The 18,828-nt window shown below is 73.3% G+C and carries 15 protein-coding genes and 1 pseudogene; 10 read left to right on the top strand and 6 right to left on the bottom strand.

Annotation, left to right across the window (positions count from 1 at the left end; all coding sequences use genetic code 11):
• Positions 1-27: 27 nt before the first annotated feature.
• Complete coding sequence (locus D1648_RS18105) at positions 28-240, bottom strand: hypothetical protein (protein WP_241155359.1); 213 nt, start codon at positions 238-240, stop codon at positions 28-30.
• Between the two features lie 433 nt (positions 241-673).
• A pseudogene (locus D1648_RS18485) lies at positions 674-1,396 on the bottom strand (DUF222 domain-containing protein); the annotation flags it as partial.
• 210 nt (positions 1,397-1,606) lie between these two features.
• Here D1648_RS18485 and msrA point away from each other — a divergent pair.
• Complete coding sequence (gene msrA / locus D1648_RS05015) at positions 1,607-2,299, top strand: peptide-methionine (S)-S-oxide reductase MsrA (RefSeq protein ID WP_122940253.1); 693 nt, start codon at positions 1,607-1,609, stop codon at positions 2,297-2,299.
• A gap of 13 nt (positions 2,300-2,312) precedes the next feature.
• Here msrA and D1648_RS05010 read toward each other — a convergent pair whose 3' ends face one another.
• Positions 2,313-2,822: an arsenic metallochaperone ArsD family protein gene (locus D1648_RS05010; protein WP_122939704.1), complete on the bottom strand. Its 510-nt coding sequence runs from the start codon at positions 2,820-2,822 to the stop codon at positions 2,313-2,315.
• A 110-nt stretch (positions 2,823-2,932) separates the two neighbouring features.
• Positions 2,933-3,658: a FadR/GntR family transcriptional regulator gene (locus tag D1648_RS05005; protein WP_241155358.1), complete on the bottom strand. Its 726-nt coding sequence runs from the start codon at positions 3,656-3,658 to the stop codon at positions 2,933-2,935.
• Positions 3,659-3,930: 272 nt separating this feature from the next.
• On the opposite strand from D1648_RS05005, the gene D1648_RS05000 reads away from it, so the two are divergent.
• The 8 genes from D1648_RS05000 (at position 3,931) to D1648_RS04965 (ending at position 13,555) form a co-directional block, all read left to right on the top strand.
• Complete coding sequence (locus D1648_RS05000; RefSeq protein WP_122939703.1) at positions 3,931-5,565, top strand: ABC transporter substrate-binding protein; 1,635 nt, start codon at positions 3,931-3,933, stop codon at positions 5,563-5,565.
• 96 nt (positions 5,566-5,661) lie between these two features.
• The gene (locus D1648_RS04995) at positions 5,662-6,627 is read left to right on the top strand and encodes an ABC transporter permease (RefSeq protein WP_122939702.1); all 966 of its coding nucleotides are present in this window, start codon (positions 5,662-5,664) and stop codon (positions 6,625-6,627) included.
• Position 6,628: 1 nt separating this feature from the next.
• Positions 6,629-8,656, top strand: coding sequence for a dipeptide/oligopeptide/nickel ABC transporter permease/ATP-binding protein (locus D1648_RS04990; protein WP_122939701.1), 2,028 nt, complete (start codon positions 6,629-6,631; stop codon positions 8,654-8,656).
• Positions 8,653-9,483: an ABC transporter ATP-binding protein gene (locus tag D1648_RS04985; protein ID WP_122939700.1), complete on the top strand. Its 831-nt coding sequence runs from the start codon at positions 8,653-8,655 to the stop codon at positions 9,481-9,483. Before D1648_RS04990 ends, D1648_RS04985 begins: the two co-directional genes overlap by 4 nt.
• Positions 9,484-9,537: 54 nt before the next feature.
• The gene (locus D1648_RS04980) at positions 9,538-10,485 is read left to right on the top strand and encodes a dihydrodipicolinate synthase family protein (protein ID WP_122939699.1); all 948 of its coding nucleotides are present in this window, start codon (positions 9,538-9,540) and stop codon (positions 10,483-10,485) included.
• A complete protein-coding gene (locus D1648_RS04975; protein ID WP_122939698.1) occupies positions 10,478-11,461 on the top strand; it encodes an ROK family protein in 984 nt (327 codons plus the stop codon). Before D1648_RS04980 ends, D1648_RS04975 begins: the two co-directional genes overlap by 8 nt.
• A gap of 39 nt (positions 11,462-11,500) precedes the next feature.
• Complete coding sequence (locus D1648_RS04970; protein WP_122939697.1) at positions 11,501-12,196, top strand: N-acetylmannosamine-6-phosphate 2-epimerase; 696 nt, start codon at positions 11,501-11,503, stop codon at positions 12,194-12,196.
• 111 nt (positions 12,197-12,307) lie between these two features.
• Complete coding sequence (locus tag D1648_RS04965) at positions 12,308-13,555, top strand: exo-alpha-sialidase (protein WP_164518585.1); 1,248 nt, start codon at positions 12,308-12,310, stop codon at positions 13,553-13,555.
• Between the two features lie 69 nt (positions 13,556-13,624).
• On the opposite strand, the gene D1648_RS18420 is transcribed toward D1648_RS04965, so the two are convergent.
• Both D1648_RS18420 and D1648_RS04955 read right to left on the bottom strand, forming a co-directional pair.
• On the bottom strand, positions 13,625-16,306 hold the full coding sequence (locus D1648_RS18420; RefSeq protein WP_164518584.1) for a S8 family serine peptidase: 2,682 nt from the start codon (positions 16,304-16,306) through the stop codon (positions 13,625-13,627).
• Positions 16,307-16,485: 179 nt separating this feature from the next.
• On the bottom strand, positions 16,486-17,310 hold the full coding sequence (locus D1648_RS04955; protein WP_122939694.1) for a hypothetical protein: 825 nt from the start codon (positions 17,308-17,310) through the stop codon (positions 16,486-16,488).
• Positions 17,311-17,397: 87 nt separating this feature from the next.
• Between D1648_RS04955 and D1648_RS04950 the strand changes: the two genes are divergently transcribed.
• Positions 17,398-18,828, top strand: a complete 1,431-nt coding sequence (locus D1648_RS04950; protein WP_122940249.1) for a DUF2079 domain-containing protein — start codon at positions 17,398-17,400, stop codon at positions 18,826-18,828.

Here is an 18,828-nt window from a genome sequence, read left to right as displayed (position 1 = left end):
CGGCAGCGCGCCGCGCGGGGTCCGGGGTCATCCGGCTCTCGACTGCGGCGGACCGTCGCCGTCGGCATCGCCGGGCGGCGTCGCGGAGTCGAGGGGCTCCTCCGAGAGGAGCTCGGCGCGCTCCCCCTCGGGGCCCTCGAGGTGCCGGAGGAGCGCCGGCGCGGTGGACTGGTAGATGTGGCCGGTGGGCGTCTTGATCGTGAGCCTGCTGGGCCTGGCCTCGACAGCCGGCTCCGTCATCGACTCCCATCCGGGGATCTCCTTGGCGAGGTTGAAGCGCCTGCAGTGACCGAGGCCGTTGTCCGGGTCGGTGCTGCCCCCGTCGGCGAAGCGACGGGGGTGGTCGATGTCGTGGATCGCCGCATCGCACCAGGGCGTGCGGCAGCGCTGATCGCGCGCCAGGATGAAGCGCCGGACCTCGCCACGGAACAGCCGACGTCGGCGATCGATATCGGTCAGCTCGCCGGGCCGGGCGTCGGTGTAGAGGCGGCGTATCCACCGCGCGGCGCGGCCGATCTCCGGTGGAGGCGGCGCGTCCGGTGCGTCCGGGCAGCGGATGACCGTCGATCCATGCGGTCCGCTCCTCTTCGGCGAGGAGGGTCGTGTCGGTCATGAGCAGCTGGATCTCGACGGGGATGTCGTCCGCGCTCTCGAGCCCGCAGGCGCGCGCGGTGAGCGTGTCGGCCATGATCTGGCCCTTGGTGCGCGGGTCGCCGGTCGCGGTGGCAGCCTTGGCCGCCTCGGTCAGCGTCTTGAGGACTGCGACGCCGTCCTTCACCGGAAGGGTCGCGCGGAGGATCGACATGCCGTCGACTGCGGGCCGGAGGGAGACCCGTCGGTCCGCGACGGCGCGCTGGTGGCGCCGCACCGCCGCGTCCGGATCGAGCTCCTGCGCCCGGGCGCGGGCCAGGTCGCCGGCGCGCCGGGCGGTCACGGTCGGCAGCCGATCGGCGAGGTCCGCGTCGACGCGCTCCCTGTCCTCGCCGTCCAGGACGAGCACGTTCGCGGCGACCGTCCGCGCCGCGTGCTCGTTGATCTCCCCGGCCTCCAGCAGCGCCGTGGTGCGAGGCAGGGTCTCGAGCATCAGCCGGTGCAGGGCGACCTCGTCGGAGGCCTGCTTGGGGCTGATGCGCCGGGCGAGCGCGACCTGGTCGGCGATGCCGCGGCCCCGTTGGCCGCGCGGCACGTCCAGGCGCTCCTGCTCGCGGATCTGCGCTGTCCAGAAGGCGGCCTCCGCTCGGGCCTGTGCGGCGGCGAGGCGGCCCTTGGCGCGCTCCGTCGCGGCGATCAGGTCGATCAGGGCGGCGTCGCTCGCGGCGGCGAGCAGCTCGGCCGACGGGGCGCGGTCCAGGAGCGCGGACAGCTGCTGGGCCCAGTCCTGCGCTGTCTTCGTCATGACGCACCTCCGCCCGTCCTCGCAGGTCACCGCCGCTCTCGTGGCGAGCTGCCGTGGCCCCTCCAGCCTGGGCGCCGCAGGGGGCGGGCGCCAGCGTCGGCCGCAGGATGTGGAGCGGCGGGGTCTGGGGAGGAACCGTCGGGACGACGGGGCGTGACCGCTGTCGCTCGCACCTCCCACGCGGTCCCGACCAGGACTACCGTGCAGACCATGTGGCAGATGATGGATCTCCTGTACGCGCACAAGAAGGACATGGTCGCGCCGGAGGACGCGCTGCCCGGACGCGCCCGCTACCCCTACCAGCTCGCCCGCGAGCACCTCGTGCTCGGCACGGACATGCTCGGTCCCGAGGCGCCGCACGATGCCCGTCCCTGGCCCGAGGGCGCGGAGGAGCTGATCCTCGCGGGCGGATGCTTCTGGGGGATCGAGCGGATCGCCTGGCAGATCCCGGGCGTGCACACGACCTCCGTGGGCTACGCCGGCGGGTACACCCCGCACCCCACCTACGAGGAGGTCTTCTCCGCCCGCACCGGGCATGCCGAGGCCGTCCGGGTGATCTACACCGGCGGCGAGGAGACCCTGCGCGCCCTGCTCACCGAGTTCTGGCAGCAGCACGACCCGACGACCGCCAACCGGCAGGGCAACGACGTCGGCACCGAGTACCGCAGCGCCGTGTACTGGACCGCCGACGCCCAGGGCGAGATCGTGCGCGACTCGGCCGTCCGCTACCAGGAGGCGCTGCACGCTGCGGGCCGCGGGACGATCACCACCGAGCTCGCACCGCTCGCCGAGGCGGGCGACGGCGTCTACTACACCGCCGAGCCCGAGCACCAGCAGTACCTCGCGAAGAACCCCGCCGGGTACTGCAACCACGGCTTCAACGGCGTCGCCTGCGCGCTCTGAGCCGTCGGGCCCGTCAGCGCTCGGGCAGGCCGTCCCCGGTGTCGCCGCCCATGAGGTTCCGCCTGCCGCCGATCTCGGGCCCGCCCGTCGGACGCGGAGCGGCGGGCGCCGCCCCCATGAGCTGCGCCGCGAAGCCGCCCGCCTCGCGAGGAAGGGGCGCCGCACCACCCGGCCCGCACGCCGAGGCCGCTGCGGAGCGGGGCGCGCGCGCCGCGGCGCCGGCCGCGGCGAAGCGCTTCATCTGCTCGGTGCTGGGGTACACGGCGCTGACCACCACGTCGCTGCCCAGCAGCGTGACCGGCAGCGCCGCCTCCCCAGCAGAGGCGAGCAGCTCGGCGACCGGCTCGCACTGCTCGAAGGCCCAGGCGTCCTCGTCCTGGAGGTACACCGTGATCGGCTGGCCGTCCAGGGCGAGCTCCGCGGCCTCGTCGAGGAAGGCCTCCTGGCGCTCGGCATCGGGCGGCGGGGAGGGCAGGAAGATGTCGAGTCCTGCGAGCGGCGGGGTCTCCTCGGCAGCGGTCATGGCCCCCACGGTAGCGCGGCGACCATTCGTCGCCGTGCGCGCTCGGGCATCCGTGCCGATCCGCCGACGGTCAGCCTCGGACCAGTGCGAGGACCTCGCCAGGGCATCGCTCAGTCCGTGCCGACGGGGCCGTCCTCGACCCCGGCGGCGGCGTCGAGCACGCGGCCCAGCGGCCGGTAGTGCTGGTGCACCGCCTCGCGGTAGGCGGCCGCGTCCCCGGCCTCGAGGGCGGTGAGCATCGCGCGATGCGCCTCGACGGTCTCGAGGATGTCCTGGGCCGGGGGGATCCCCAGCAGCGGCACGGCCGTGGTGTGCACCTCCCAGAAGGCCTGCGCGAGCTGGCGCAGCAGCCCGTTGGGCAGGCGGGAGAAGAGGACGGTGTGGAAGGCGGCATCGGCCTCGGGGAAGGGCTCCCCCGCCGAGGCGAGCTCTCGCATCCGCTCCACGTGCCCCTCGAGCTCGGGGTTCTCCGTGCCGCGGTAGATCTCCACCAGCTGCTCGGCGACCGACAGGTCCAGCGCGATCCGCAGCTCGACCACCTCGCGCAGGGCGCGCAGGTCGTTGCCGTCGTCGAGCTGGGTGCGGAACAGGAGCCCGTCCACGAGCGGGGCGAGGGAGAGGGCGCCGACGAAGGAGCCGTGCCCGTGGCGCACCTCGACGATGTCGAGGGAGGCGAGCGTGCGCATCGCCTCGCGCACCGAGGAGCGCGAAATCCCCAGCCGTTCGCACAGCGCGGTCTCGGTGGGCATCGGGTCGCCCGGCGCGAGCCCCTCGGCCAGGATCAGCTCCTGGATCCTCTCGACGGCGGTGCCGCCGGCCATCCCCTTGCTGCGCACGTCGCGCCTCCTCCCTGTGGCCGCCGTCCGTGACGACCGGCCCCCCATCATGCCTGGTGGCTGTCCTGCCTGCCCCGCCGAGGTCCACGGCGGAGCGGCCTGCCACCGGGTGGTGGCGACCGGGTCGGGTGTGATGTACTCTTCCCAGTCATCAGACATCATACGTCTGATCTTCGCAGGGCGGCGAGAGGTCCGTCGACTCGCGAGGACGGGCTCCGCTCGACCCCGACGCCGCGGGCGCCGGGGACACCCACAGAAGGGATGCATCAACGGTGATCACCAACCCCACGGGCCGTCTCGGCCGACGCGGCTTCCTCCGCGGCACCGCCGCGCTCGCCGGCGCGGCCGGCATCGTCGCCGGGATCGGCGCCTGCGCTCCGCGCGACGGCGGCTCGGACACCGGCTCCGACGCCGGCGGCGCACCCGCCGGCGAGGCCGATCCCGACGGCCACATCGACGCCGCGATCAGCTACGAGCTCGGCACGAACGGCTACGACCCGATGACCACGTCGGCGGCGCTGACCGTCGCCGTCAACTGGCACACCCTCGAGGGCCTCACCGAGCTGCACCCCGTGACCCGTGAGGTCTACGCGGCTCTCGCGACGGAGGTCCCCGCCGCCGACGGCGACAGCGTCGACGTCACCCTGCGCGAGGGGGCCGTCTTCCACGACGGCAGCCCCGTCACCCCCGAGGACGTCGTGTTCTCCTTCGAGCGCGTCCAGGACCCGGACAACGCCTCCCTCTACGCGCAGTTCATCCCCTTCATCGACAAGGTCGAGAAGAAGGACGACACCACCGTCACGATCACCCTCGCCCACCCCACCGGCGTGCTCGCCGAGCGGCTGGCGACGGTGAAGATCGTGCCGAGGGCCGCCGTCGAGGCCGACCCCGATGCCTTCGACTCCGAGCCCGTCGGCTCCGGCCCGTGGAAGATGACCGACAACTCCGCGGCCTCGAAGATCGTCGAGTTCGAGCGCTTCGACGACTACACCGGCCCCATGCCCGCCAGGGCCAGGACCATGAGCTGGCAGGTCATCCCCGACCCGTCGACCCGCACGAACGCGCTGCAGTCGCAGACCGTCCAGGCGATCGACTCGGTCCCCTATCTCTCGATCGACCAGCTGGAGGCCAGCGGCGAGGTCGAGTCCGTCGGCGGCTTCGGGCTGCTCTTCGCGATGTTCAACAACGGCGAGGACAACCCCTTCCACGACGTGAGGAACCGTCAGGCCTTCCTCTACGCGATCGACATGGACAAGGTCATCGAGACGGGTCTGTCCGGCCAGGCCGAGGCAGCCAGCTGCTTCGTGCAGAAGGAGCACCCGAACTACAGGGAGGCCTCGACCGTCTACTCGCTCGATCTCGACAGGGCGACGACGCTGTTCGAGGAGACGGGCCTGACCTCCTTCCGGATGCTGTGCACCGACCACGACTGGGTCGCGCAGTGCACCCCGATCATCCAGGAGTCCCTCGCCGCCGCCGGGGTCGAGGTCGCCTTCGAGCAGAAGCAGTCCGCCGACGTGTACACGACGATCGACGGGAACCCCGAGGCCTTCGACGTGGTGATCGCCCCGGGCGACCCCTCCGTCTTCGGCAACGACCCCGATCTGCTGATGCGCTGGTGGTTCAGCGGCGACGTGTGGACCGACTCCCGCATGCACTGGAAGGGCCAGGACTCCTACGAGCAGGTCCAGTCCCTGCTGGCCGAAGGCCTGGAGAGCACGGACGCCGCCGCGCAGGAGGCCACCTGGGGCGAGCTGTTCGACCTGCTCTCCGAGGAGGTGCCGCTGTACCCGCTGTTCCACCGCAAGGCCCCGACCGCCTGGGACGGCACCTCCCTGGTCGACTTCCAGCCGACCTCCCTGACCGGGCTCAGCTTCGTCGACGTCGCCTCGACGAAGGCGCCGTGACCCTCCGCTGAGCGCCCGCGCCGGGGCCGGTGCGCACCACCGGTCCCGGCTCATCCCACGACCTCCCCGCCCCCTCGCCCTTCCACGGAGGACCTCGTGTCCCACCTCGTCCGACTGATCGGACGGCGACTGCTCGCCCTGCCGCTGATGATCCTCGGCGTCACCCTGCTGGTCTTCGTCATCATGTCGTTCTCGCCCTCGGATCCCGCGCGGCTCGCGCTCGGGGAGTCCGCCTCCCCCGAGGCGCTCGAGCTGTACCGCGAGAACAACGGCCTGAACGACCCGATCTGGCTGCGCTACTTCACCTTCCTCGCCGGGATGGTCCGCGGCGACCTCGGCACCACCAGCGGCAACGTCCCGGTGACAGAGGTGGTCGCGAGCGCCTTCCCGATCACGCTGCAGCTGACCTTCCTCGGCCTCGCGATCGCGATCGTGCTCTCGGCCGTGCTCGGCGTGCTCGCCGCGCTCTTCCGCGACCGCTGGGTCGACCAGCTGATCCGTGTCCTCACCGTCGCCGCGCTCGCCACCCCGTCGTTCTGGCTCGCGATCCTCCTGATCCAGTGGCTCGGCGAGGTGCCCGGCGGCTGGGGAGCGTTCCCCGCGCTGGTCACCCGCTGGGTCGGGCTGTTCGAGGATCCCGCCACGAATCTGCGCAACATCGCGCTGCCCGCGATCGCCCTCGCCGTCCCCGTGGCCGGCTCCCTGACCCGCGTGGTCCGCACCGCGATGGTCGAGGAGCTGGACCGCGACTACGTGCGCACCGCCGTCGGCGCGGGCGTGCCCTATCCCGTCGTCGTCTCCCGCAACGTGCTGCGCAACGCGCTGATCACCCCGATCACCGTGCTCGGCCTGCGCGTCGGCTATCTCATGGGCGGCGCCGTGATCATCGAGATCATCTTCAACATCCAGGCCATGGGCCAGCTCATCCTCGACGGCGTCACCCGCAACGACGTCTTCCTCGTCCAGGGCGTGACGCTCGTCGTCGCGATCGCCTTCATCGTGGTCAACATCCTGGTCGACCTCCTGTACGTCGTCGTCAACCCCCGGATCAGGAGCATCTGACATGCGACCGAGGCTCGGATCCCGCCTCCAGTCCGTCAGCGGCAGCCCGCTGGCGCCCTTCACGGCCCTGCCGCTCGTCTCCCGCATCGCGGTGATCTTCCTCGTGCTGCTCGGCGTGCTCGCCGTGTGCGCACCGCTGCTCGCCCCGTTCGGGCCGCTGGCCACCGGCACCCCGGTGCAGCCGCCGAGCGCCGAGCACTGGATGGGCACCGACGCGATCGGACGGGACATCTTCTCCCGCGTCGCGCACGGCGCCCGCTCCTCGCTGCTGATCGGCCTGGCCGCCACCGGTGCGGCGCTTCTGGCCGCCGCGGTGATCGGCTCGATCGCCGCGACCGGGGCGAAGCTCCTGTCCGAGGTGGTCATGCGCGTCCTGGACGTGGTGATGTCCTTCCCGGGCATCGCGCTCGCCGCCGTGTTCGTGGCCGTCTTCGGCAACTCCCTGCCGGTGCTGGTCTTCGCGATCGGCTTCCTCTACGTGCCGCAGCTGGCACGCGTGGTGCGCGCGAACGTGCTGGCGCAGTTCGGGGAGGACTACGTCGCCGCCTCCCAGGTGATGGGCGCCTCGACCGCCTGGATCCTGCTCAAGCACGTCGCCCGCAACTGCATCGCCCCGATCATGGTGTTCGCGACCGTGCTGGTGGCCGACGCGATCGTGCTCGAGGCCTCGCTGTCCTTCATCAACGCCGGGGTCCAGCCGCCGAACCCGTCCTGGGGCAACATCCTCTCCGACGGCAAGCAGCTGCTGCTGTCCGGCTACTGGTGGCCCACCTTCTTCCCGGGTCTGATGATCCTGCTGACCACCCTCGCGCTGAACATCCTCTCCGAGGGGCTGACCGACGCGATGGCGAGCCCGCGCGTGACGGTGAAGGTCGACGTCGAGGCCGACGAGAAGGCGCTCGAGGAGCAGGCCGGCGACGCCGCTGCCGGGAGCACCGGCCGGGAGGAGCCCGGGGTGCTCGGCACGACCGACGAGGAGACGACGCAGCGCCTGCTGCGCGAGTCCCTCTCCGCGCTGCGCGCCGCCGAGCTCGCCCGTCCCGAGCGGATCGGGACGGGCCGGGACGTCCCGCCGCTGCTGGACGTGCAGGACCTGCGGGTCTCCTTCCCGGAGGCGCATGGCGAGGTCGACATCCTCGACGGGGTCTCCTTCCAGGTGCGCCCCGGGGAGACGATGGGCCTGGTCGGCGAGTCCGGCTCCGGCAAGTCCGTGGCGAGCCTGGCGGTCATGGGGCTGCTGCCCCGCACCGCCCGGATCAGCGGGAAGGTGCTCCTGGACGGCCAGGACCTCCTGGCCCTGCCCCCGACGCGGATCAACGCCCTGCGCGGCCACGAGATCGCGATGATCTACCAGGACGCGCTGAGCTCGCTGAACCCCTCGATGCTGATCCGCGCCCAGATGGCGCAGCTGACCCGCCGCGGCGGCACCCGCTCCGCCGAGGAGCTGCTGGAGCTGGTGGGCCTGGAGCCTCAGCGCATGCTGAGCTCCTACCCGCACGAGCTCTCCGGCGGGCAGCGCCAGCGCGTGCTCATCGCGATGGCCCTGACCCGCGACCCGAAGCTCGTGATCGCCGACGAGCCGACCACGGCCCTCGACGTCACCGTGCAGAAGCAGGTCGTGGACCTGCTGAACCGGCTGCGGGAGGAGCTCGGCTTCGCGATGGTGTTCGTCAGCCACGACCTGGCACTGGTCTCCCAGCTGGCCGACCGCGTCACCGTGATGTACGCAGGACAGGTGATGGAGCAGGGCAGCACGCGGGAGCTGCTGATCGATCCCCGCCACGAGTACACCCGGGGCCTGCTCGGCTCCGTGCTGTCGATCGAGGCGGGCGCCGAGCGGCTGCACCAGGTCCCCGGCACGGTCCCCTCCCCGCGCGACTTCGCGGGCGGCGACCGCTTCGCGCCGCGCTCGCTGTCCCCGTCGGCCGATCCCTCCGCGCGACCGCATCTGGTCACCACCGGGGCCGGCGACCATCTCGTGTCCACGACGGGCGAGCTGCCCGCATCCCTCGAAGGAGAGCCGCGATGACCCACGCCTCCCCGCCCTCCGTCCCGGCCGGGCAGGCCGGGCGGCCGGCGCCCACGATCGAGCTGCGGGACGTGCACGTCGTCCACCGGCTCCGCACCGGCGGTCTGCTGCATCCGGACACCATCCGCGCCGTGGACGGCGTGAGCCTCGGCGTGCGCCGCGGCGAGGTGCTCGGGATCGTGGGCGAGTCCGGCTCGGGCAAGTCCACCCTCGCCCGGGTGATGACCGGGCTGCAGCCGGTCACCCGCGGCGAGGTCCTGTTCGACGGGACGCCGCTGGGCCGCGGGCGCGCGGCCCGCAAGCGGCTCGGGCGCAAGGTCTCGGTGGTCTTCCAGGATCCCTCGACCGCGCTGAACCCGCGCCTTGCGGTGCGGGAGACGCTCGTGGACCCGCTGCGGGTGCACGGCATCGGCGACGACGCCTCGCGGCTCGCGCGGGTGCGGGAGCTGCTGCATCTGGTGGGCCTGCCGCAGTCGGCGCTCGAGGTGCTGCCCCGCCAGCTCTCGGGCGGGCAGCGCCAGCGCGTCGCGATCGCGCGCGCCCTGGCGCTGGAGCCGCAGATCATCGTCGCCGACGAGCCGACCAGCGCCCTGGACGTCTCGGTGCGCGCGCAGGTGCTGAACCTGCTCACCGACCTCAAGCAGGAGCTCGGGCTGGGCCTGGTGTTCATCTCCCACGACATGAGCACCGTCCGCTTCGTCTCCGACTCGATCATCGTCATGAACCACGGGAAGGTCATCGAGCACGACACGACCGCACGGATCTTCTCCGAGGCGGAGGACGAGTACACCCGCTCGCTGCTCGCCGCCGCGCCCTCGCTCCTCTGAGCCGGCCGGCACCGCCGACACATCCGCACGCACCACGCACCAAGGAGCTCCTCCATGACCACCGCCCCCACCGCCCTGACCGGTGTCGTCCCCCCGCTGCTGACCCCCCTGACCGCCGAGGGCGAGGTCGACGTGCCCTCCCTCGAGCGCCTGATCGGCCGTCTCCTGGACGGCGGGGTCGACGCGCTCTTCGCCCTCGGCTCCTCCGGCGAGGTCGCCTTCTGGGACGACGCGCGACGCGAGACGATCCTCGAGGCCGTCACCGGCGCCGTCGCCGGGCAGGTCCCCGTGATCGCGGGCGTCATCGACATGCAGACCGACCGGGTGATGCAGCACGTCCGCGCCGCCGAGCGCTTCGACCTCGCCGGCTACGTGGTCACCGCGCCCTTCTACGCGATCACCGGCTCCGAGGAGATCGACGCGCACTTCCGCGCCGTCGCCGCGGCGACCGAGCGGCCGCTGTGGGCCTATGACATCCCCGTGTGCGTGCACACCAAGCTCTCCCCCGCCCAGCTGCTGCGGCTCGGGCAGGAGGGCGTGATCACCGGGGTGAAGGACTCCAGCGGCGACGACGTCTCCTTCCGCCGCCTCGCGAGCGCGAACCGCGCCGCCGGCTCCCCGCTCACGCTGCTGACCGGCCACGAGGTCGTCGTCGACGGCGCCTATCTCGCCGGGGCCGACGGCTCCGTGCCGGGCCTCGGCAACGTGGACCCGGCGGGCTACGTGCGCATGCACCGCGCCGCGCAGGCCGGGGACTGGGAGCAGGTGCGCGCCGAGCAGGACCGTCTGGCGGCGCTGTTCGAGATCGTCTTCCAGCCGACCGACAAGGTGGGCCCGGCCGCAGGCGTCGGCGCGTTCAAGACCGCGCTGCGCGAGCTGGGGGTCTTCTCGACCAACTCGATGGCCGTCCCGATGTCCCCGATCGAGGGCGCGGCGGTGGACCGCATCCGCGGCATCCTCGCGGACGTCGACCTGCTCGACGGGACCGTCGCCGGTGCCTGATCCGGTCCTCGCCCTCGACCTGGGGGGCACGAAGATCCGCGCCGCCCTCGTCCACGGGGTCGGGACCGACGAGGTCGAGGCCGACGGGGAGCACGCCGTCGTCCGGCTCGAGCGCATCGCGGAGGTGCCCACCCCCGCGCGCGAGGGCGCGCCCGCGATCCTCGGCGCGGCGCTCGAGCTCGCCGCGCAGGTGCGGGGCGGGGCGACGGTCCGGGCGGTCGGGATCTCCTCGGCCGGGGTCGTCGACACCGCGCGCGGCCGGATCACCCATGCCACCGACTCCCTCGCCGGCTGGGCAGGCACCGCGCTGACCGCGCCGTTCGCCGAGCGCTTCGGCGTGCCGGTCGCCGCGCTGAACGACGTGCACGCGCACGGGCTGGGCGAGGCCCGGTTCGGCGTGGGGCGGGGCCGGGACTCGCTCCTGCTGATGGCCGTCGGCACCGGGATCGGAGGCTGCCAGGTCCAGGGCGGCCGCGCCGTGCTCGGCGCGCACGGCGCGGCCGGGCACGTCGGCCATGTGCCCGTGCCGGAGGCCGAGGGGGTGCCGTGCCCGTGCGGCCGCACCGGACACCTCGAGGGCCTGGCCTCCGGGCCGGGCATCCTGCGCCTCGCCGCGCGGCTCGGCGCCTCGGCCGCGCCCCACGACGGCCGGGAGCTCGCCGCCGCTGCCGCCCGCGGCGAGCCCACCGCGCTCGAGGCCTACCGCCTCGCGGGGCACGCGACCGGTCGCGTCCTCGGCGCGCTGCTGAACGTCCTCGACTCCGACGCGGTCGCGCTCACCGGAGGCGTGGCCGATGCCGACGTGCCCGTCTGGCGCGAGGCGCTGCGCGCCGGGATCGCCGCCGAGGCGATGGACGCGGTCGCCTCGACGCCCGTGCTGGCCGCGAGCGCGGGCTCGCACGCCGCCCTGCTCGGCGCCGCGGTCCGGGTGCTCGAGGCGCCGCCTGCTCCATCGATCCCGCCGCCCGCGACCTGACCGGACCCCCCGCCGCCCCGCTCCCGGAAGGAACCTCCCATGACCTCCCCGCTCCCGCCCCTGGTCGCCGCGCTCGAGGACACCCTGATCGTCTCCTGCCAGGCTTACCCCGGCGAGCCCATGCGCGACCCCCGCACCATGGCCCAGATCGCCGCCGCCGTCACCCAGGGAGGCGCCGCCGCCGTCCGCGCCCAGGGCCTCGAGGACATCCGCACCGTCAAGGACACCGTCGACGTGCCCGTCATCGGCATCTGGAAGGACGGCGAGCAGGGCGTGTTCATCACCCCCACCCTCGACCACGCCCTCGCCGTCCTCGACGCCGGCGCCGACATCCTCGCCCTGGACGCCACCGACCGACCCCGCCCCGACGGCCGCACCCTCGACCAGACCGTCACCGCGCTCCGCACCCGCACCGACATCCCCCTCATGGCCGACTGCGACAGCGCCGCCTCCGCCCACCACGCCGCCCAGCTCGGCATCGAGATCATCGGCACCACCCTCGCCGGCTACACCCCCGCCCGAGCGAGGACCACCGGCCCCGACCTCGCCCTCCTCGAACAGCTCGCCACCACCCTGCCCGAGACCTCCCTGCTGATCGCCGAGGGACGCATCCACACCCCCGACCACGCCGCCGCCGCGAAGACCGCCGGCGCCCGCGCCGTCGTCGTCGGCACCGCCATCACCCACCCCACCACCATCACCCGCTGGTTCCACCACGCCGTCACCGACGCCTGACGCCCATGTCCCGCTCCCCGCCCGCCGGGGACACGGCCCCCGCCCTCGCCCCCGGAGAACGGGGCGAGTCCTGAAGGCCCCGATGAAGGAGAACACCCGATGGATGCACGCATGACCCGACGTGGAGCGCTCGGCACCGCCGCCGCGCTCACCGCCCTCGGCGCCGGCGCCGAGGGAGCGAGCGCCGCCCCCGCCGATGCCGCGGCCCTCGCCGCACCGGCCGATCCCGGCCTGCCGCCCGCGAAGGAGCACGGCCGGCGCCGCGCCACCTACGAGGAGCAGGTCCTCGCCGCCCGCGGCGACTGGGGCGTGAAGAACTTCCGCATCCCCGCCCTCGCCGTCGCCCCCAACGGGGACCTGCTCGCCGCCTTCGACAAGCGCCCCGAGTCCGGCGACTCCCCCGCCCCGAACTCGATCTGGCAGCGCCGCTCGACAGACCGCGGCCGCACCTGGGGCGAGCCGGAGGTGGTCCGGGCGGGACTGGAGTCCACCGAGCCCGGGGAGAAGCTCGGCTACTCCGACCCCTCCTACGTGGTGGACGTCGAGACCGGCTCCATCTTCCTGTTCTGCGTCTTCTCGAAGGACGTCGGCGTCTGGGACAGCGGCTACGGGAACGACGACGAGGACCGCGGCATCCTGAGCGCGAACCTCTCCGTCAGCCACGACTCGGGCCGCACCTGGGAGCACCGCCTGATCACCGAGGTGGTCAAGCCCGAGGACTGCCGGGCCATGTTCGCCACCTCCGGCGCAGGCATCCAGCTGCGCTACGGTCCGCACAAGGGCCGTCTGGTCCAGCAGTACGCGGGCTTCTTCCGCAACGCCGACGGCGGCGAGGACGTCCGCGCCTACTCGGTCTACTCCGACGACCACGGAGAGACCTGGACGATGGGCGCCCCCGTCGGCACCGAGATGGACGAGAACAAGGTCGCCGAGCTCTCCGACGGCGCCCTGATGATGAACTCCCGCGAGCACGTGCGCACCGGGCACCGCTGGATCGCCCACAGCCACGACGGCGGGGAGACCTGGGAGGACCTGCACCGGGACCCCTCCCTCGTGGATCCGGGCAACAACGCCCACCTCGTCCGCGCCCATCCCGACGCTCCCCAGGGCTCGGCGGAGGCGAAGGTGCTGCTGTTCTCCCACGCCGACCACATGCCGAACGACCGCGTGAACGGGACGATCGAGATCTCCACCGACGACGGGGAGACCTGGGAGCGGAAGCGCGTCTTCCAGCCCGGGCCCTGCCAGTACTCGGTGGTCATCCCCTTCGGCCGGCGCGAGCACCTGCTGGCCTACGAGGGCGAGGACGAGACGATCATGGTCGCGCGCGTGCACATGGACTGGATCCTCTCGCGATGATCCCGTCGTAGAAGGGGCGGCGGCACCGTGCAGGTGCCGCCGCCCCTTCTCATGGGCGTCGTGCCGGGCTCAGCGGGTCCCGGGCTGGCGCGGGTTCGCGTAGTCGATCGTGAACTCCGGCGAGGTCCAGGTCTCCCAGTGCTCCGGGTTCTCCGGGTCGCCGAGGGGCCTGAGCACCTTCATCTCCAGGACGTAGTCGCCGTCCTTCACGCTGCGGGCCTTCTGGTTCTTCATCGAGAAGGTCCCGTCCCAGGCGTACAGCTCGGGCTCCGGGGAGCGGCCCAGGTGATCGGTCGCGTCGATCGTGCCCACGGAGGGGTTGACGACCTTGAGCGTCCCGTTGGCGCGCTTCTGGTACGCGCTGATCTCGAGCCGCTCGACCGGGAGCGAGAAGGCGTAGGCGATGTACGGCAGGTCCCCGTCGGCCATCGTGTACGTGTGGCCGCCCTCGGGGTCCAGCAGCACGCTGCCGGCCCCGTCGCTCACACCGAGGGAGGGCAGGCCCAGCCCCTGGTCGTCGAGCACGGTCAGGGCCTGGTAGTCACCGGAGAGGCCGGCGAAGGGGACCACGAGATCGTCGTCCGTTCCGGTCAGGGTGATCCAGCCGCCGTAGATGACGCCGTCCACGCCGAAGTCCTCGCCGAGGGTCACGGTGACCTCGGCGCTGCCGTTCGCGGGCACCGTCACCTGGTCGGCGGAGGTCGAGGTGCTCGCCTCGGCCTCGTAGAAGGCCGGGTTCGTGGTCGGGACGCCGGTGGCGACGCCGTCCTCGAATCCGATCTCGTACACCTTCTCCTCATCGGAGTCGTTGGTGACCTCGAGGGTCACCTCCTGCGGTCCGGCCTCTCCCTCGCCGAGGGAGATCGAGGAGGTCTCCACCCGGGAGGTCGCGTGCACGGCGCCGACCATGTTCAGCATCCCGGCGCCCTGGCGGTGGACGGGCTCGAGATGTCCCTCCTCCGGTATCAGCGACCAGGCGAGCTGGTCGGCGGTGTTCATCATGGCGGTCTTGACGTCCCCGGGGGCGAGATCGGGCTTCGCCTCCAGCATCAGCGCGGCAGCGCCGGCGACGTGCGGGGCCGCCATCGACGTGCCCGACATGGAGCCGTGCCCTCCCTTCTCGAGCGGGAGGGTCGACCAGATCGAGCCGCCGGGCGCGGCGACGTCGGGCTTGAGGGCCAGGTCGGCGGTGAGGCCGTAGGAGGAGAAGTCCGAGACCAGGCCGCCGGTCCCGTTCTCCACCGTCGTCGGGCCGTCCTGCCAGGCCCAGGTGACCTCGCCCGCGGCGAGCGCGTCCTGGAGCGCGAGGCCGTCGGCCTGCTCGAGCATCACGACGGGGACCGTCAGCGCGGGATCGCCCTCGACGGTGGGGTTCACGACGCCGGGGGCGTTGTCGTAGAGGATCACCGCGTCGTAGCCGGCCTGTTCGCCGGCCACGGCCTTCTCCCGGAAGGAGCAGGTGCCGCGCTCGATGAGCAGGGCCTGGCCGGGCTCGGCGGCGGGCAAGTCCGCGGGATCGCAGGCGAGCGCCTCGGGCGTGCCGGCGGCGCCGGCCGCGCGCAGGGCGAGCTCGCCCGAGCTGGGCGGCAGCGGCGCGCCGGTCGCGGCGGCGTAGGGGCGGTCCGCGCCGGCGGCGGTCGCGTAGGGGGCGGAGCGGTGGGTGTTGTCGACCGAGGCGACGGTGATCGCCTCCGAGGAGATCCCGGGGGCGCCGCTCGAGAACAGACCGGCCTCGCCCTCGTTGCCGGCGGAGATCACCATGGTCACGCCGTGGTCCACGAGCACGTCCGACATCTGCGCGGTCGGGTAGTCCGGCCAGGTCATGAACGAGGCGCCGAGGGACATGTTCACCACGTCCGCGTCGGCGTCCATCGCCCGCTCCATCGCCTCGAGGATCACCTCGGTGCTGCTGGAGCCCTCGCAGCCGAACACGCGGAAGGAGAGCAGGTCGACCTTCGGGGCCACGCCGACGACCTCGCCGTCGGCGCCGATGATGCCGGCGACGTGGCTGCCGTGGCCGCCGCAGTCGTCGGGGAACTCGTCGGGGACGGGATCGCCCTCCGCACGGGAGTCGTAGTCGTCGCCGACGAGGTCGTAGCCGCCGACCACCCGGCCGTTCGGGAAGTCCTTCGTCTCGTCGTCGACGCCGGAGCCGCCGAGGTCGGGGTGGTTGTAGTCGATGCCCGAGTCGATCACCGCGACGGTGACGCCCTCCCCGGCGAGCCCGTCGACCTGCTGGACCTGGTCCACGCCGGTCATCTCGTTCGCGTAGGAGTCCTCCGGCGCGGCGTCGGCCGGCTCGGGCGCGGCGACCTCGAGCACCGGGTAGACGGCGCGCACGCCCTCGACCTCGCGGAGCTTCTGCGCGTCCGCGTCGTCCATCGTCACCGACATGCCGTTCCAGCCGCTCGTGAAGGTCTCCTGGACCTCGAGCGGGATCGCCGCGTCCTCGGCGCGCTCGGCGACGGTCTCCTGCGCCGCGGCGGCCTGCGCCTTCGATCCGCCGCGGAGGGTGGGCCGCCCCTCGACCTCGACGAGCCACCGGCCGGAGATCGGGGTCTCGCCCGCGGCGCGGATCTCGTCGGCCGTCGGGACCTCGACGCCGAGCTCGGAGGCGGTGCCGAGCAGCTCGGGGCCGTCCCCGTCGGCGAGAGCGGGCGGCGCCACCAGCAGGCCGGCGACGAGCGCCGCACCGGCGGAGGCCGCGAGCACTCCGCGGGGTCTGGGAAGATCGGGTCTGGGCAGAGGCATCGTCGCCGTCCTTCGGGAGTGAGGGATGGGCGGTGCGCGCGCGAGGTCGCCCCGGGGAATCCGGTGCGCACCGCCGCGCACCATTCCATCATGTGATCCCGTTCACCGGGAGCGGTCGGGAGAATCCCGTCGACGGCCGTCCAGGATCGGCGAACGGCTCGGGGCTCCTGCGGCGCCGCTCAGGGAGCGTCGGTCTCCCGGCGCAGCACGATCTCGTCCGGATCGGGCAGCACGAAGGCGGGCGAGGAGAGCTGCGAGAGGGCGTGCTCGAGCCGCGGCTCCTCGTCGGGGACCATCACCGAGAGCATCCCGAGCCTGCCGTCGTCGATCTGGAGCTCGAGCACGTAGCGGATGCCGCCGCGGCGGAACTCGGCCCGCACCGGCCACAGCTGCTGCCGCGGCACGGCCAGGCGCTCGGGGTCCTCGACCACGAGCTGCAGGTCGGTGCTCACCCCGCCGGTGTCCAGGGCGCGCGCGGAGGCGAGCTGGTCGCGCAGGGCCTCCGCGCCGGGCAGGGCCGGCCCGTCCGGGGCGTCGGCGAGGAGGGCGGCGATCAGCGCGCGGGCCTCGGAGGGCAGCGGCACCCCGGTCGGCTCCCCGAAGGTCTCCTCGAGCGGGGACCAGTCGCCGTCGGGATCGCCGATGTGGGGCAGCGCGATGACGGCGGCGGTGCCGACGGCGCCGAGCGCGGCGAGCACCAGCCGCGGTCGCTCCATGCCGAGCCCCTGCAGCGCGTCCACCATCCGCGCGTCGAAGCTCTCGAGCAGGTCCATGAGCCCGAGGGTCACGCCGCCCGCGACGACCCCGTCCCGCACCGGGTCCAGCACCGGCAGGTCGTAGCGGGAGGAGTCCGCGACCAGCGCGGCGGTCGCTGTGGCCACCCCGATCCGGTAGGTCGCATGGCCGAGGGGCCCGAGGCGGCGGGGCTCGACGAGGGACAGCGCGCCGACGGCGCCGGCACCGGCGACGACGCGGAGCACCCGTGACCGGGACAGCGAGATCATGACGGGAGTCTAGGACCAGCACCCTGGACGTTCCTCACCGCAGGGGTGTCGCGTCGCGGGCGCGGCCGGGCCGCTACCCTCGTCGCTGTGAGCCAGGCACCCGAGACCACCCGGCCGGAACGCCCCGGGACCGTCGCCGCGGCGCCGACGAGAGCGCGCCGCCTCGTCCCGCCGGTCCTCGCGCTGCTGGGAACGCTCGCCTACGGGCTGCTGGGCACCCAGCAGTTCCGGAACCTCGTGGCCCTGTCCTGGGATCTGGGCATCTTCACGCAGCTCGCGCGCGCCTACGGCGAGCTGCGGGCCCCGATCGTGCCGATCAAGGGCGATGCGGTGAACCTGCTGGGCGACCACTTCCATCCGCTGCTGGTGCTGCTGGCACCGGTGTGGTGGATCTGGCCCAGCGGAGAGGCGCTGCTGTGGACCCAGGCGCTGCTGTTCGGGCTCTCCGCGATCCCGCTGACCCGCCTCGCGATCGACCGGCTCGGCCCGTGGCCCGGCGCAGCCGTCGGCGCCGCTTACGTCTTCTCGTTCGGGCTGCAGCACGCCGCCTCGGTGCAGTTCCACGAGATCGCCTTCGCGGTGCCGCTGCTGGCCTTCTCGCTCACCGCCCTGCTGCGGGGGCGGATGTGCGCTGCGGCGCTGTGGGCGGCGCCGCTGGTGCTGGTCAAGGAGGACCTGGGCCTGACCGTCGCGGTGCTCGGGCTCGTCATCGCGCTGCGCGGGCGGGAGCATCGCCGGCTCGGCGCGGTGCTGGCCGCCTGGGGCGGGGCGTGGTTCGTGCTGGCGACCTTCGTGGTCCTGCCGGCGCTGAACACCGCCGGGCAGTACGACTACACCGACAACCTCGGCTCGCCGCTGGACGTGCTGTGGCCGCCGGTGAAGTGGCTGACCACGGCGATGCTGCTCGCCCTCGCGGGCGGGATCGGGGCGCGCTCCCCGCTGATCTGGCTGCTCGTGCCGACGCTGGCCTGGCGGTTCACCGGCACGGTCGAGTTCTACTGGGACTGGCGCTGGCACTACGACGCGGTGCTCATGCCGATCGCGATCGCGGCGCTGCTGGACGCCCTCGGCGACCGCCGCACCGGGAGGGCCACGGCCTGGCTGCGCACCGACCGCCCACGACCCGCCCGCCCCGTGCGCGCCGTCGCGCTCTCGCTGTGCGCGGCGGTCACCCTCGTGCTCGGCCCGCAGCTGCCGCTGCTGGACGTGATGCGGCCCCAGGCCTGGGAGCCGACATGGCGGACCGAGCCCGCGGCCGGCGCGCTCGAGGCCGTGCCCGAGGACGCCGTCCTGGCCGTGGACATCACGCTCATGGCCCAGGCGGTCCCGGACCATGACGTGCAGTGGCTGCACGGGCCCAACCGGCGCGTCCCGGACTGCGTGCTCGGGGACTGGTACGCCTTCTCCTGGAACGGGATGCCGCCCGACGACCTCGCCGTCTGGGCCCAGCAGGAGTGGGGCGCGCCGTATCGGGCGGTGTACGACGAGGGCGGCTTCGCGGTCGTCTGCCGCTCCTGA

This window comes from Brachybacterium sp. EE-P12 (assembly GCF_003711805.1).
Taxonomy (GTDB): Bacteria; Actinomycetota; Actinomycetes; order Actinomycetales; family Dermabacteraceae; genus Brachybacterium.
Note: the sequence above shows the minus strand (reverse complement) of the source record. Positions and strands in the feature narration are given on the sequence as shown.